The organism is Serratia quinivorans, assembly GCF_946227985.1.
GTDB lineage: Bacteria > Pseudomonadota > Gammaproteobacteria > Enterobacterales > Enterobacteriaceae > Serratia > Serratia quinivorans_A.
This window is the reverse complement of sequence record NZ_CAMKGL010000002.1, coordinates 445,380-460,731: the sequence shown is the minus strand read 5'-3', so window position 1 is coordinate 460,731 and position 15,352 is coordinate 445,380. Positions and strand designations below refer to the sequence as shown.

12 protein-coding genes and 1 pseudogene are annotated in these 15,352 nt (G+C 56.3%); 8 read left to right on the top strand and 5 right to left on the bottom strand.

Annotated elements, in window-relative coordinates; all coding sequences use genetic code 11:
* Positions 1 to 72 precede the first annotated feature (72 nt).
* Positions 73 to 567: a leucine-responsive transcriptional regulator Lrp gene (gene lrp / locus OCH02_RS10740; RefSeq protein WP_004928318.1), complete on the bottom strand. Its 495-nt coding sequence runs from the start codon at positions 565 to 567 to the stop codon at positions 73 to 75.
* Positions 568 to 1,234: 667 nt separating this feature from the next.
* On the opposite strand from lrp, the gene trxB reads away from it, so the two are divergent.
* The 7 genes and pseudogenes from trxB (at position 1,235) to infA (ending at position 8,645) form a co-directional block, all read left to right on the top strand.
* A complete protein-coding gene (gene trxB, locus OCH02_RS10735; protein WP_153857332.1) occupies positions 1,235 to 2,206 on the top strand; it encodes a thioredoxin-disulfide reductase in 972 nt (323 codons plus the stop codon).
* Positions 2,207 to 2,285: 79 nt separating this feature from the next.
* Positions 2,286 to 3,167: a LysR family transcriptional regulator gene (locus tag OCH02_RS10730; protein WP_261431211.1), complete on the top strand. Its 882-nt coding sequence runs from the start codon at positions 2,286 to 2,288 to the stop codon at positions 3,165 to 3,167.
* A gap of 96 nt (positions 3,168 to 3,263) precedes the next feature.
* Entirely contained in the window at positions 3,264 to 3,881 is a 618-nt protein-coding gene (gene gstA, locus OCH02_RS10725; protein ID WP_261431209.1) for a glutathione transferase GstA, read from the top strand.
* A gap of 176 nt (positions 3,882 to 4,057) precedes the next feature.
* Positions 4,058 to 5,824, top strand: coding sequence for a heme ABC transporter permease/ATP-binding protein CydD (gene cydD, locus OCH02_RS10720; RefSeq protein ID WP_261431208.1), 1,767 nt, complete (start codon positions 4,058 to 4,060; stop codon positions 5,822 to 5,824).
* 2 nt (positions 5,825 to 5,826) lie between these two features.
* Complete coding sequence (gene cydC, locus OCH02_RS10715; protein WP_261431207.1) at positions 5,827 to 7,563, top strand: heme ABC transporter ATP-binding protein/permease CydC; 1,737 nt, start codon at positions 5,827 to 5,829, stop codon at positions 7,561 to 7,563.
* Between the two features lie 30 nt (positions 7,564 to 7,593).
* Positions 7,594 to 8,320: pseudogene (aat, locus tag OCH02_RS10710) on the top strand (leucyl/phenylalanyl-tRNA--protein transferase).
* A gap of 106 nt (positions 8,321 to 8,426) precedes the next feature.
* Positions 8,427 to 8,645 carry a translation initiation factor IF-1 gene (gene infA / locus OCH02_RS10705; protein ID WP_002211347.1) on the top strand — a complete coding sequence of 73 codons (219 nt, stop codon included), beginning with the start codon at positions 8,427 to 8,429 and terminating at the stop codon, positions 8,643 to 8,645.
* 211 nt (positions 8,646 to 8,856) lie between these two features.
* Here the strand turns inward: infA and clpA are convergent, their stop codons facing one another.
* Complete coding sequence (clpA, locus tag OCH02_RS10700; protein ID WP_153857337.1) at positions 8,857 to 11,136, bottom strand: ATP-dependent Clp protease ATP-binding subunit ClpA; 2,280 nt, start codon at positions 11,134 to 11,136, stop codon at positions 8,857 to 8,859.
* Positions 11,137 to 11,163: 27 nt separating this feature from the next.
* On the bottom strand, positions 11,164 to 11,484 hold the full coding sequence (gene clpS / locus OCH02_RS10695; protein ID WP_004928347.1) for an ATP-dependent Clp protease adapter ClpS: 321 nt from the start codon (positions 11,482 to 11,484) through the stop codon (positions 11,164 to 11,166).
* A gap of 359 nt (positions 11,485 to 11,843) precedes the next feature.
* Between clpS and cspD the strand changes: the two genes are divergently transcribed.
* Positions 11,844 to 12,065 (top strand): cold shock-like protein CspD, encoded by a 222-nt coding sequence (cspD, locus tag OCH02_RS10690; RefSeq protein ID WP_012006105.1) that lies wholly within the window; start codon positions 11,844 to 11,846, stop codon positions 12,063 to 12,065.
* Between the two features lie 101 nt (positions 12,066 to 12,166).
* Here the strand turns inward: cspD and macB are convergent, their stop codons facing one another.
* Both macB and macA read right to left on the bottom strand, forming a co-directional pair.
* Positions 12,167 to 14,113 carry a macrolide ABC transporter ATP-binding protein/permease MacB gene (gene macB, locus OCH02_RS10685; protein WP_261431206.1) on the bottom strand — a complete coding sequence of 649 codons (1,947 nt, stop codon included), beginning with the start codon at positions 14,111 to 14,113 and terminating at the stop codon, positions 12,167 to 12,169.
* Entirely contained in the window at positions 14,113 to 15,228 is a 1,116-nt protein-coding gene (gene macA / locus OCH02_RS10680) for a macrolide transporter subunit MacA (RefSeq protein ID WP_261431205.1), read from the bottom strand. The genes macB and macA overlap by 1 nt, the downstream gene beginning before the upstream one ends.
* Positions 15,229 to 15,352: the final 124 nt, after the last annotated feature.

Here is a 15,352-nt window from a genome sequence, read left to right as displayed (position 1 = left end):
AGCTTCCCCGGCGCCGAAACTGTATGAATAAACAGGAGTGTAACCAATTTAATCAGGTTTTGCACCTGCACCCTACCGTGTTTTGATAACCAGACGGTTACTCTGTTTCACTTCTTCCATTACCACGTACGTACGGGTGTCGTTAACCCCCGGCAGACGCAGCAAGGTTTCACCGAGCAACTTACGGTAAGCCGACATATCCGGCACGCGGGTTTTCAACAAATAGTCGAAATCACCGGACACCAGATGACACTCCTGAATTTCTTCAAGTTTCTGTACTGCCGAGTTGAATTGCTCAAACACATCCGGCGCACCGCGGTTCAACGTAATTTCTACGAAGACCAGCAGGGACGCATCCAGATAATGCGGGTTGAGCAAAGCGGTATAACCATGAATAAAACCCTGGCGCTCGAGGCGGCGCACACGTTCTAAACATGGGGTTGGGGATAACCCCACGCGCTTGGAAAGCTCAACGTTCGAAATACGCCCATCCTTCTGCAGTTCGTTCAGGATATTGCGGTCGATACGGTCGAGATCTTTACCCGGGCGTTTCTTATTGTCTGCCATTATTATTGTCTCTCTTATTTTCTTCCCTGCACTTGCCACACCCTAACCAACGTCAATGTGTAAGGGTTCGTTCCAAGCGAAGACCCAATGCCTGTCATATGCTTCACTACCATCATTTCCCCTTGTGCAGCCTGTCTGTCAACCCCTGCACCGGGTATTTAAATGACGTTATCGCAAGAAGAATTCCCCCGCTTGTGCGCTGTCCCCTCACCTGCCACACGAAGCTGCAGCAACGGCGCAAAATTCTGCACCAACGCTGTAAATACGTACGATTTACTGTAGGGACAGGGATAATTTCTTCTTCCTATGATGTTTTCGCAAATGCGCAGCGGATTGTCAAAGTAAAAGAAGCAAAATCAGAAGAACGTACCGTCATGAAAAGTTAGCACCCCGTTTTTAGTTATGAATCGCTGGCTTGAAAAGCCCGCAGTAAAGGCGCTTAAACCCGCTAAATGGGCTGTTTCCGGTCAATGGAGTAAAGAGCGGCGATGAGCGGTTTCCATAAGTTAAATTGCTGCGTTTTACGCTCGCTTTAGCAGCAATTTAATAATTAATAGGCAATGGCTATCAAACAAATCGTTAACAACATCCCCTGACGCTTTTTTTAATGCTGCATTTTCCCTACAATCGGATCCATTGTCCGCCATTGTGGGAAAAGAGGGTATTCATGGGCACGGCTAAACACAGCAAATTATTGATCCTGGGCTCCGGCCCGGCGGGTTATACCGCCGCAGTTTACGCAGCGCGCGCCAACCTGAACCCGGTGTTGATTACCGGTATGGAGCAAGGGGGTCAGTTGACCACCACCACCGAAGTGGAAAACTGGCCGGGTGATGCCGAAGGCCTGACCGGCCCGGCGCTGATGGAGCGTATGCGCGAGCATGCTGAAAAATTCCAGACAGAGATTGTGTTTGACCACATCAACAGCGTTGACCTGCAGAACCGTCCGTTCCGCCTGTTTGGCGACAGCGGCGAATACACCTGTGATGCACTGATTATCGCCACTGGCGCATCGGCCCGTTATCTTGGCCTGCCTACCGAAGAGGCTTTCAAAGGCAAAGGCGTGTCTGCCTGTGCCACCTGTGACGGTTTCTTCTACCGCAATCAGAAAGTCGCGGTGGTCGGTGGTGGCAACACTGCCGTGGAAGAAGCGCTGTATTTGTCCAACATCGCCGCCGAAGTTCACCTGATTCACCGCCGTGACAGCTTCCGTTCAGAAAAGATCCTGATCAACCGGCTGATGGAGAAAGTGAAAAACGGCAATATCGTGCTGCACACCGACCATACTCTGGATGAAGTGTTGGGCGATCAAATGGGCGTTACCGGCGTACGTATCCGTAGCACCAAAGCGGAAAACCAAACGCAGGAACTGGAACTGGCCGGCGTGTTTATCGCCATCGGCCACAGCCCGAACACCAGTATTTTCGGTGGTCAGCTGGAACTGGAAAACGGCTACATCAAGGTGCAGTCCGGTATTCACGGCAATGCTACCCAGACCACCATTCCTGGCGTGTTCGCCGCCGGCGACGTGATGGACCACATCTACCGCCAGGCGATCACCTCTGCCGGGACCGGCTGTATGGCAGCGCTGGACGCAGAGCGTTATCTGGACGGTATTGCCGGCGCAGAAGTGCTGTAACAGCATTCGGCGTCATCCTGAAAAGCGGCTCTCACAGCCGCTTTTTTTGTTCCTGCAAGTTAAGTTGGACGGTGATTCGATGCACAATCTTCTCCATTGGCGTTTATTGGTTGCGGTAGCCGACAGCGGTAAAATCACCCAAGCGGCAAGCCAATGCGGCATGACCCAATCCGCCGCCAGTCAGGCCATCGCGCAGTTGGAAGATGCGCTCAATACCTTGCTGCTGGTTCGCCTGCCGCACAGCGTTGCGCTTACCCAGAGCGGTGAACAAATTGTCGTTCATGCCCGCGCCATGCTGGCCGAGCTGGATGCTATCCAACACTACGCGCAGCGGGCACAAAGCGCGCACGCCGGAAAGATTCGCCTGGCCAGTTTCCCCTCCGCATTCTCCCTGTTACTGCCGCCGTTATTACGTAAATTCCGCCGTCGCTATCCCGCAATTGAACTGGTTCAATTGGAAGGTTCCGACCAGGAAGTGGAAAACTGGTTGGCACTGGAAACCGCCGACGTCGGTGTGGTGTTGAACCCAAATAGAGAACGGCAAAGCTACCCATTGGGGCAAGACCTGTGGCTGGCCGTGACCGCCAGTCATCATCCACTGGCCAGGGGGCGGCAACCGGTGGCGTTCAGCGCACTGGCCAAACAGCCGTTTGTGCTGGCTACCGGCGGCTGCAATCTCAATGCGCAGCTGTTGGCACAGCAGGCCGGGTTGGTATTAACCGATGTACGTGTCACCGTCAGTGACTGGAACACCGCCCTGACGCTGGTTCGGGAAGACGTCGGTGTGTCGTTGATGCCAGCCTCGGTGATACCGGCCGATCTTTCGGGCATTTGCACGTTGCCTTTGGCTACGCCGCTTTATCGTCATTTTGGCCTGGTCTGTTCGTTTGGCAGCGCAGCTTCAGCGCCGGTACAGACCCTGCTGCAATATCTACAGCAGCACCTGCCCGTCAGTAGCTGAGCTGATAACAGGTTTCTGATATTTTAATTATTCAGCAGGCAGCGCCGACGGCATTCTGACGTTCAAGCAATTTCGCTTCTTAGCGCAGGAACTGCCATGAAACTCTACTTTGCACCCAACACCTGTTCGCTCTCCCCCCACATTGTTTTACGCGAGCTGGGATTGCCGTTCGACCTGATCCGAGTCAATAACCGCACCAAACGCAGCGCCGACGGCCGGGACTTTTTTCAGGTAAATCCCAAAGGCTACGTCGCCGCCCTGATGCTGGATGACGGGCGGGTGATTACCGAAGGTGCTGCCATCGTGCAATATTTGGCAGATCTGCGCCCCGACGCCGCCCTGGCCCCACCTGGCGAGTCTTTCGAGCGGGTGCGTTTACAGGAATGGCTGAACTTCATTACCAGCGAGATCCACGCAGGCTCCAGTCCATTGTTCAACTCGGCACTGCCGGAAGCAACCAAAACACTGTTTCGCGACAAGCTGCGTCGCCGCCTCGATTACCTTGCCCAGGCGCTGGACAAACCCCCCTTCCTGCTGGGCGAATGTTTTAGCGTAGCGGATGCCTATTTATTTACCGTGCTGCGTTGGATGTCCCAGTTTTCCATCGAACTAAAAGACTGGCCATCGTTAACCCGTTATATGGCGTTGATCGCCCGCCGCGAATCCGTACAAACCGCCCTGGCTGCGGAAGCAGCAAGTCAGGAGGTGAAATAACCCGGGAGCCGCCGTCTGTTATAGCGATATTTGACCGCTTTATTATTTTCAGTCTGCCGGGTGAAGAGGTAACATTGGCCTTCACTTGTTTGCTTCAGGTTGGGGCAAACACTTTTTTTAACAGTACGTTAACCTTGTCTGTAACAACAGGCGCCGGCGACGCAGACTCATATCTGATGAAAAAAACCAGACAGCAACAGTTAACCCGTTGGCTCAAAACTCAGAGCACCCTGGCGCAGCGTTGGTTGCGCCTTTCCATGTTGTTGGGGCTGATAAGCGGCGTTTTGATCGTCGCTCAGGCATGGCTGTTGGCTGCCCTGCTCCACGCCCTGATTATCGAACACGCCCCGCGTGAACAACTGATCCCCTCGTTTATCTGGCTGGCCGCTACCTTCGCACTACGGGCGGTGTTGAGTTGGCTACGTGAGCGCGTCGGTTTTATCTGCGGGCAGGTGATCCGCCAGCGTATGCGCCAACAGGTGCTGGATAAACTGCAACAGCTCGGCCCGGCCTGGATCCAGGGCAAGCCGGCCGGCAGTTGGGCCAGCATCATCGTCGAACAAATCGAAGATATGCAGGATTACTATTCTCGCTATCTGCCGCAGATGTATCTGGCGGTGTTTATCCCGGTGCTGATCCTGATTACCGTCTTCCCGATAAACTGGGCTGCCGGTCTGATCCTGTTGACCACCGCCCCGCTGATCCCGATGTTTATGGCGCTGGTCGGTATGGGTGCCGCCGATGCCAACCGTCGTAACTTTGTGGCATTGGCACGGTTGAGCGGTAATTTTCTCGACCGTCTGCGCGGGCTGGATACGCTGCGCCTGTTCAACCGGGCTGAAGCAGAAACCGCGCAGATCGCAAAATCGTCCGAGGACTTCCGCAGCCGCACCATGGAAGTGCTGCGGTTGGCATTCCTGTCCTCGGCAGTATTGGAGTTCTTTGCCTCTATCTCCATCGCCGTGGTGGCGGTCTATTTTGGTTTTTCCTTCCTTGGCGAACTTAATTTTGGCAGCTACGGCACTGGCGTCACGCTGTTTGCCGGTTTTCTGGTGCTGATCCTGGCTCCGGAGTTCTTCCAACCCCTGCGTGACCTGGGGGCTTTCTACCATGCCAAGGCGCAGGCGGTGGGCGCAGCAGAAGCGCTGGAAACCTTCCTCAGCGCCGAAGGCGAGCAAATGGGTAACGGCACGAAAACGCTGGATACCAATGCGCCGCTGGAACTGCAGGCACAGGATTTGGAGATCCTGTCACCCAATGGCGTGCTGCTGGCCGGCCCACTGAGTTTCACCCTGCCGGCGAACCGGCGCATTGCCCTGGTCGGGTTGAGCGGCGCCGGTAAAAGCTCGCTGCTGAATCTGCTGCTCGGTTTTCTGCCCTATCGCGGTTCGTTAACCGTCAATGGAACCGAACTGCGCGAGTTGGCGGCCGAAGGCTGGCGTCAGCAGCTTGGCTGGGTGGGTCAGAACCCCCACCTGCCGGCTCAGACCTTGCGGGCCAATATTCTGTTGGGGAACCCACAGGCCAGCGAGGCCCAGTTGCAACAGGCGGTGGAGCAAGCCTACGTCGGCGAGATCCTGCCGTATCTGCCGCAGGGATTAGAGACTGAGGTGGGCGATAACGCCGCCCGGTTATCCGTCGGCCAGGCTCAACGCGTGGCCGTAGCCCGGGCGCTCATCAGTCCGCGTCGTTTGCTGCTGCTGGATGAACCGGCTGCCAGTCTTGACGCCCACAGTGAACGGCGAGTGATGCAGGCGCTGAATGTCGCCTCACACCAGCAAACCACCCTGCTGGTCACTCACCAGTTGGAAGATACCGAAGATTACGACCAGATTTGGGTGATGGAAGGTGGGCAAATCGTTCAGCAAGGCGATTACGCCACGCTGCGTGCTCAACCGGGTCTGTTTGCCAATCTGATCGCACACCGCAGCGGGGATCTCTAATCATGCGCGTTTTGCTGCCGTTTCTGGCGCTATACCGTCGTCACAGCCTGCTGATTTGTTTAGGCATCGTCCTGGCCATCGTGACTCTGCTGGCCAGCATCGGCCTGCTGGCGCTGTCTGGCTGGTTCCTCGCCGCGTCGGCCCTGGCCGGGATGGCCGGTTTGTTTACCTTCAACTATATGCTGCCGGCCGCGGGTGTCAGGGGTGCCGCTATTTTCCGCACCGCCGGGCGCTACGCCGAACGCGTGGTCAGCCACGATGCCACGTTCCGCGTGCTATCCCATCTGCGGGTATTTACCTTTAAAAAGATCCTGCCACTGTCGCCGGGCGGCATTGCTCGCTTCCGCCAGGCCGATCTGCTTAATCGCCTGGTGGCGGATGTCGATACGCTGGATCATTTATACCTGCGGGTGATCTCGCCGCTGGTCAGCGCCGCCGCAGTGATTGTGGTGGTGACCTATGGCCTGAGCTGGCTGGACACCACGCTGGCCCTGACGCTCGGCGGCATTCTGTTGTTGTTGCTGCTGTTGGTGCCACCGGTGTTTTATCGTGCAGGTAAACCGATTGGCGGTCAGTTGACCGCGCTGCGCGGCCAGTACCGCACCGATTTGACCGCCTGGCTGCAGGGCCAGGCCGAACTGGTGGTATTCGGTGCCGTTGAAAGCTTCCGCACCGGTCTGGATGCCACCGAACAACGCTGGCAACGCCGTCAATGGCAACAGGCCTCTCTGGGTGGAATGGCACAGGCACTGATGATCCTGGCCAGTGGCCTGACGGTCACGTTGATGCTGTGGCTCACTGCGGCCGGTATCGGCGGCGACAGCCAACCCGGTGCGCTGATTGCGCTGTTCGTGTTTGCCGCGCTGGCCTCGTTTGAAGCGCTGATGCCGGTGGCCGGTGCTTTCCAGCATCTGGGTCAGGTGATTGCTTCCGCCACGCGGGTGAAGCAGGTCATCGACCGACAGCCGGAAGTGACTTTCCCGCCCCATGGCCCGGCGGCCGAGAACGTTGCCACGCTGGGCCTGCAGCAACTCACTTTCACATACCCCGACCAGCCGCTGCCGGTATTGCAAAATGTCTCGCTGGAGATTGCTGCCGGCGAACACATTGCGCTACTCGGACGTACCGGCTGCGGCAAATCGACTCTGCTGCAGTTGCTAACCCGCGCCTGGAACGCCGACAGCGGCCAGATACTGCTCAATGGCCAGCCACTGAGTGCTTACGATGAAGCCACGCTGCGTCAGATGACCACCGTGGTCAGCCAGCGGGTGCATATTTTCAGCGATACGCTGCGTGAAAACCTGCGCATCGCCGCGCCTGCAGCGGCCGATGAGCAATTGTGTGAAGTATTGCAGCAGGTCGGCCTGGACAAGCTGCTGGACAACGAGGGGCTGAACGCCTGGCTGGGAGATGGCGGTCGCCAGCTTTCCGGCGGTGAGCAGCGCCGTCTGGGCATTGCCCGTGCGCTGTTGCAGCAGGCACCGTTGTTGTTGCTCGATGAACCGACCGAAGGCCTGGACGCCGAAACCGAACAGCAGATCCTGGCGCTGCTGCGCCGGCACTGCCGGGGTAAAACGCTGATCCTGGTGACCCACCGTCTGTATGGGCTGGAACACCTGGACCGCATCTGCGTGATGGACGGCGGCCAGATTGTCGAGCAAGGCGACCATCTCACCCTGATGCATCAACAGGGGCGTTATGCTCAGTTCCGCCAACGCATCAATGGCATACCGCTGTAAAATGGCCTGTAGAGGACGCTGAGACTTTTTATGCGCATAGTTAAGCTGTCACCGCATTCACTGGCGTTCCCCTCTCCTGAGGGCGCGCTGCGCGATCCTAACGGTCTGTTGGCGATTGGGGGGGGATTTAACCGCGCCGCGCTTGCTGGCCGCTTATGAGCGCGGCATTTTCCCCTGGTTTTCACCGGGGGAAGCCATTCTGTGGTGGTCGCCTGACCCACGCGCGGTGCTGTTCCCGGCCGAGCGCCATATCAGCCGCAGTCTGAAACGCTTTCTGCGCAGTAACCCCTTTCGTGTGACGATAAATCACGACTTTGCCGCGGTGATCGCCGCCTGTGCCGATCGACCGGAAGAAGGCACCTGGATTGGCCCGGAAGTACAGCGCGCTTATTTGCATCTGCACCGCCTTGGCTTCGCCCATTCCATCGAGGTATGGCAGGGCGACGAACTGGTCGGCGGCATGTACGGCGTGGCTCAGGGCGCGCTGTTCTGTGGCGAATCCATGTTTAGCCGTACCACCAACGCCTCCAAGTGCGCCCTGATGACTTTTTGCCGTCATTTTGCCGCTTATGGCGGAGAATTGATTGACTGTCAGGTGCTTAACGCTCACACTGCCACGCTGGGAGCGAAAGAGATCCCCCGAAGACAATTTTTGCAGCAGCTCAGTCAACTTCAGCGCAAGCCATTAGCGCCAGAATGCTGGGCACCGCAAGTGTTACCCCCACAGCAGGTTGAACCACCCTCCCCAACAAACTAATTTTGCGGAAACGGTGCAATGTTCACCGACACTTCTTTACATAATGTGGGTTTTTCGGCATTATCTTGCCGGTTAAAAACTAAGGTAGTTAGACCTAGAGGATTCGATGGCCAAAGAAGACAATATTGAAATGCAGGGCACCGTTCTTGATACGCTGCCGAACACCATGTTCCGCGTTGAATTAGAAAACGGGCATGTGGTAACCGCACATATCTCCGGTAAAATGCGCAAGAACTACATCCGCATCCTGACGGGCGACAAAGTCACTGTAGAGCTGACCCCGTACGACCTGAGCAAAGGCCGCATTGTCTTCCGTAGCCGTTAATCGGCTCACTCGTCGCCAGCCGATGGCGGCACCGAGGATGTAATGCCTCCGGAGCCCTTTCCGTTTACCCCCGTAGCAACGTTCAACATCGAGTTGCAGGTGCGCAGGTAAACTGAGAGGGCTCAATCATTTCTGTTGTGGTGATGATTTTCACCCATAAAAAAAGCGATGCCGAAGCATCGCTTTTTCTTTATCTGAATCTGACCCAGACTTAGTGCACCGCACCTTCGTCCGCCTTGCGCATTGACGCGCTGATAAATTGATAAGTCAGTTTCTGGTTTTCTTTATCCAACTCGACTTTCACCGAGCCGCCGTCCACCAGCGAGCCGAACAGCAGTTCGTTGGCCAGCGGTTTCTTCAGGTTTTCCTGCATCACACGCGCCATTGGACGAGCGCCCATCGCACGGTCATAGCCTTTCACGGACAGCCAGTCACGGGCTTCGTCGCTCACTTCCAGCGACACACCCTTCGCATCCAGCTGTGCCTGCAGTTCGACGATAAACTTATCGACAACCTGCTGGATCACCTCAGTCGACAGATGGTTGAACCAAAGAATATTGTCCAGGCGGTTACGGAATTCCGGCGTGAACACTTTTTTGATCTCTTCCATCGCGTCGGTGCTGTTGTCCTGCTGCACCAGGCCGATCGATTTACGTTCAGTCTCGCGCACCCCGGCGTTGGTGGTCATAACCAGGATCACGTTGCGGAAGTCCGCCTTACGGCCGTTGTTGTCGGTCAGGGTACCGTTGTCCATCACCTGCAGCAGCAGGTTGAACACGTCCGGATGCGCCTTCTCGATTTCATCGAGCAGCACGACCGAGTGCGGATGTTTGAGCACCGCGTCGGTCAGCAGGCCGCCCTGGTCGTAACCGACATAGCCCGGAGGCGCACCAATCAGACGGCTAACGGTATGACGTTCCATATACTCGGACATGTCAAAGCGCAGCAGTTTGATATCCATCGCCTTCGCCAACTGTACCGTAACCTCGGTTTTCCCGACCCCGGTTGGCCCGGCAAACAGGAAGGAACCGACGGGCTTGCGATCGTGGCCCAGACCCGCACGGCTCATCTTGATGGCCTCGGTCAGCGCTTCAATCGCCTGATCCTGCCCAAATACCAGCATTTTCAGACGGTCGCCCAGGCTTCTCAATACATCGCGATCGCTCGCCGACACGGTTTTTTCCGGGATACGCGCGATACGCGCCACCACCGACTCAATGTCGGAAACGTTAACGGTTTTCTTGCGCTTGCTGACCGGCATCAACCGGCTGCGAGCCCCCGCCTCGTCGATCACGTCGATAGCCTTGTCCGGCAGATGACGGTCGTTGATGTATTTCACCGACAGCTCAACCGCGGCACGCACCGCTTTCGCGGTATAACGCACATCGTGGTGCGCCTCGTACTTGGTTTTCAGGCCGTTGATGATCTGAATGGTCTCTTCCGGCGTCGGCTCGATAATGTCGATTTTCTGGAAGCGACGGGCCAACGCACGATCTTTTTCAAAGATGTTGCTGAATTCCTGGTAAGTGGTCGAGCCGATAACCCGGATCTTGCCGCTGGAAAGCAGCGGTTTGATCAGGTTCGCGGCATCTACCTGCCCACCGGAAGCCGCTCCGGCACCGATGATGGTGTGGATCTCATCGATAAACAAAATGCTGTTCTTGTCCTGCTCCAACTGTTTCAGCAACGCCTTGAAGCGTTTCTCGAAGTCACCACGGTATTTGGTACCGGCCAGCAATGACCCTATATCCAGCGAATACAGCGTACAGTCTGCCATCACTTCCGGGACGTCGCCCTGCACGATGCGCCAGGCCAGCCCTTCGGCAATCGCGGTTTTACCCACGCCGGACTCCCCCACCAACAGCGGGTTATTCTTGCGGCGACGGCACAACACCTGAATGGCACGCTCCAGCTCAGGACCACGGCCAATCAAGGGATCGATACCGCCCACCCGGGCCAGTTGGTTGAGGTTGGTGGTGAAGTTTTCCATACGGTCTTCCCCTCCGGACTGCTCTTCATTCACCGGGTTTTCCGCATTCGGCGCTTGGCCCGGCTCGTCTTTACGTGTGCCATGTGAAATGAAGTTCACTACGTCAAGACGACTGACGTCGTGTTTGCGCAGCAGGTAAGCCGCCTGCGACTCCTGCTCGCTGAAAATTGCCACCAGCACGTTGGCCCCGCTGACTTCGCTGCGGCCAGAAGATTGGACATGGAATACCGCACGCTGCAGTACGCGCTGGAAGCTAAGCGTCGGCTGAGTGTCGCGCTCTTCTTCGCTGACGGGCAGCGTCGGCGTGGTTTGTTCGATAAAGGCTTCGAGTTCCTGACGCAGTGCGGCAAGGTCCACCGTGCATGCCTCAAGCGCTTCCCGCGCGGCAGGGTTGCTGAGTAACGCCAGCAACAGGTGCTCCACGGTCATAAACTCGTGTCTGTGCTCACGCGCTCTGGCGAAAGCCATGTTGAGACTGAGTTCCAGTTCTTGATTGAGCATAAGCACCTCCCCAATAGATTGCCTTATTCAGGCTTTTTCCAGCGTACAAAGCAACGGATGCTCGTTCTCCCTGGCATAACGGTTCACATGCACGACTTTGGTTTCCGCCACCTCGGCGGTAAATACACCGCAGATCGCCTTGCCTTGATAGTGGACCGTGAGCATCAGTTGCGTTGCGCGTTCAATATCATAAGAAAAGAACTTTTGCAGAACGTCAATCACAAATTCCATCGGTGTGTAATCGTCGTTGTTAAGTATAACTTTATACATAGACGGCGGTTTTACCGCATCGATTTGTTTTTCTTCGGCCAAGTGTTCAAAATTTAGCCAATCGTTGTTATTGCCCATCGCTGCTCATCTTCTCTGCTCTGTCCTTTTATATGGGGACAGGTTCCGGTTATTCAAAGTGGGGTATCCATACTATTTTATCATCTTCGCCGGCATCCCGCCGCACTGGAACGTGCGCAAATATCTCTGACGAATTGTTACCAAACAATGTCAATAGCGTTACCTGCTTCAAACTTTGATGAACTGCTCGCTGCCGACAAAAGCCGATCACTTGACGTGATAATCATTTGCTCTAGAGTGTAAATTCATGGGCTGGTGGTGTTTTAACCACTTTCAGGCTCATCTGCCGCCTGCCACTGGCGGGTGCGAATTCAGTTATTCATCTCACCTAAAAATAGCGTTGCGAGGGATGTAAAAGCATGGAGACGGGTACTGTTAAATGGTTCAACAACGCCAAAGGGTTTGGGTTTATTTGTCCTGAAGGCGGTGGCGAAGACATATTCGCCCACTATTCTACGATTAAGATGGATGGGTACCGGACGCTAAAAGCTGGCCAACAGGTCAGTTTTGACGTGCACCAGGGGCCAAAAGGGAATCATGCGAGTCTTATTGTGCCAGTGGAAAGCGAGGCGTTGGCCTAAACGCTTCCACCGAGTCAGTCTGAAACAGCGAAAAGAATGCCAGCCGCCGTATGACTGGCATTTTTTATTATGCCCTATGAATGTCAATAGGACAGGCCAGGCTATTCACGTGCCAGCGCGTCAATCGGGTTAAGCCGCGCTGCGCTGCGTGCCGGCAGATAGCCAAACACCACACCGATGGCGGTAGAGCAGACAAACGCACTCAACAACGCCGCCGGTGGGAAACTGATCTGCCAGCCTGGCAGAACAAGCTGCACCAGCAGGCCAATGGCAAACGACAGCGTAATGCCCAGGGCACCGCCTACCAGACATACCAGCACCGCTTCAATCAGAAACTGCTGCAACACGTCCCCGGAGCGAGCGCCTACCGCCATACGAATGCCGATCTCGCGAGTGCGCTCCGTCACCGACACCAACATGATGTTCATCACGCCGATCCCGCCAACCACCAGTGAAATCACCGCCACCAACGTCAGGAACAGTTGAAGCGTGCGCGTGGTTTTTTCTGCGGTCTGCACCAGGCTGTCCATGTTGTAGGTGAAAATGTCTTTCTTGCCATGGCGCAGCGTCAGCAGACGCGTCAATTTCTGCTCCGCTTCCTGGCTATTGTAACCCTCACGGATACGCACGGTAATCGAATCAAAATAGGCGTTGCCCATCAGCCGGTTGGCCATAGTGCTGTAGGGCACCCAGACGTTCAGCGTCTTGCTGCTGCCGAACATCGACTGCTTCTCCTTTGCCACGCCAACCACCGTCGCCGGCATATTGCCCACCAGGATCACCTGACCTACCACGTCCTTTTGGTTTGGGAATAACCGGCGCTGGGTATTGGCGTCGATGACCACCGTTTGCGACTGCGATTGCACCTGCAGTTGATCAATACCGACGCCCTGGGTGAAGGTCATGCCGTAGACGCGGAAAAACTGTTCGCTGACCCCGGTAACATTGGCCGCCACATCGACATTACCCAAGCGCAGCCGCATGCTGCTGGCAATCGTGGGTGATAACGCATTGACGTAAGGCTGCTCGCGCAGTGCCTCAAGATCGTCGTATTTCAGTGCCTGGCGGAAGGTCGGATCGTCGTCGCCGAAGTCCTTGCCGGGGTAAATGTCGACCGTATTGGTACCGATGGACTTGATATCCGCCAGCACCATCTGTTTGGCGGCATCGCCGATCACCAGGATAGACACCACCGAGGCAATGCCGATAATAATGCCCAGCATGGTCAGCGCAGTACGCATTTTACTTGCCGCCATCGCTCGCCAGGCCATCACCAATGCCTCACGAAAACGGCCGATCGTTTGCTGCCATGACGGTGCCGGCGCCACCATATCCAGCGGTTTGGCGTTCGGGTTGATCTGCCGATCCGGGCGTGAATCGGCAATGATCTCTCCGTCGCGAATTTCAATAATCCGCTCAGCCTGCTGGGCCACCGCCGGATCGTGAGTGACGATAATCACCGTATGCCCCTGCTCACGCAGTTGCTTGAGGATGGTCATCACCTCCTCGCCAGAATGGCTGTCGAGGGCACCGGTCGGTTCATCCGCCAGGATCACCTGCCCCCCGTTCATCAGCGCACGGGCAATACTGACCCGTTGCTGCTGGCCGCCGGAAAGCTGGCTTGGCCGGTAGCCAACGCGTTCACCCAGCCCCAAACGCTGTAACAGCGCAATCGCACGCTCGCGCCGCGCTGCCTTACCCAGTCCGGCATAGACCGCCGGGACTTCAACATTATGCGCCGCACTCAGATGAGGCAGTAAATGATAACGCTGGAAGATAAAACCGAAATGCTCACGCCGCAGCCGGGCCAGCGCATCACCATCGAGCGTCGCTACGTCCTGCCCGGCCACCCGATAGACGCCGGCGCTGGGCTTATCCAGACAGCCAAGAATATTCATCAGCGTCGACTTGCCGGAGCCGGAGGCGCCCATAATCGCCACCATTTCACCGGCATTGATGCTCAGGCTCACGCCCTTCAGCACCGCTACGGTCTGATCGCCCGACTGATAGCTACGGCTGATGCCGCTCAGTTCCAACAGCGCGGCCATCAGAGAGCCTCCGCGCCGCCACGGCTGACAATCACTTCATCGCCAATGTTCAGTCCGCTGAGAATTTGCACGTCGATATTATTACGCAGGCCAATGGCCACCTCGCGCTTTTCCTCCTTGCCCTGTTTCAATATCGAAACATGGTAGCGATTATCGGCGATTTGATCGCCCAACGCTGCCAGAGGAATGACCTGCACCTGATTGACGCCCGCCAGTTGAATATGTACCTGTGCCGTCATCTGCAGTCGCAATAATCCCTCGGGATTGGGCACTTCAAAACGCGCATAGTAAAAAATGGCGTTATTGACCTTTTCCGGTGTTGGCTGAATATCTTTCAGCACGCCGTCAAAGCGTCGGTCAGGATCGCCCAACACGGTAAACCAGGCTTTTTGGCCCGGCTTGAGGCTGATGACGTCCGCTTCCGACACCTGGGCCTTCACCAGCATGGTGCTGAGATCCGCCAGCGTCAAAATGTTCGGAGCCTGCTGCGCGGCAATCACCGTCTGGCCCTGGAGCGTGGTGATTTGCACCACGTCCCCGTCCATCGGTGCTTCTATACGGGTAAACGCCAGATTGATCTTGGCGGTATCCAGGCTGGCCTGATTCCTGGCGATCTGTGCCTGAATAGTCCCCACTTGCGCCTTCTTCACCGCCAGTTGTGTCGCCGCCTGATCCAGATCCTGGCGTGACACCGCCTGCAATTTGGCCAACGCCTGATTACGCTGCAGCGTTACCGCCGCCAGCTGTTGCTCAGCCTGCGCCTGTTGCAACTGGGCGTGCAGCTCACGCAACGTCGCCTCGCCCTCACGGATGCTGTTTTGCGCCTGTTGAGGATCGATAACCCCAAGCAGCTGACCCTTTTTAACCCGATCGCCGATCTCGACATACAGGCTTTCCAACTGCCCACTAACCTGCGCACCCACGTCGACCTTGCGTACCGCGTCAAGCTGTCCAGTCGCCAGTACGTTTTGCTGTAGGTCGCCCTTGACCACCTTTACCGTTTTAAATGGAATGGGGGCCGGATGGCTGAAGTGCCAGGCCGCCATCGCAACGATCGCCACCAATACGATTAGCGCCATGAGCCAGCGTCGCTTATGTCCTTTAAACCACGTCAAAATAGGTTCCTGCCTGTTGCAATTCATGCTGCCAACAGCGACAGCGGAGGTAAATTATCACGCACGATGATGAATAACTAAACCTTGGTTCAACACAATGTGGAGACACCCTTGGTTACATTCT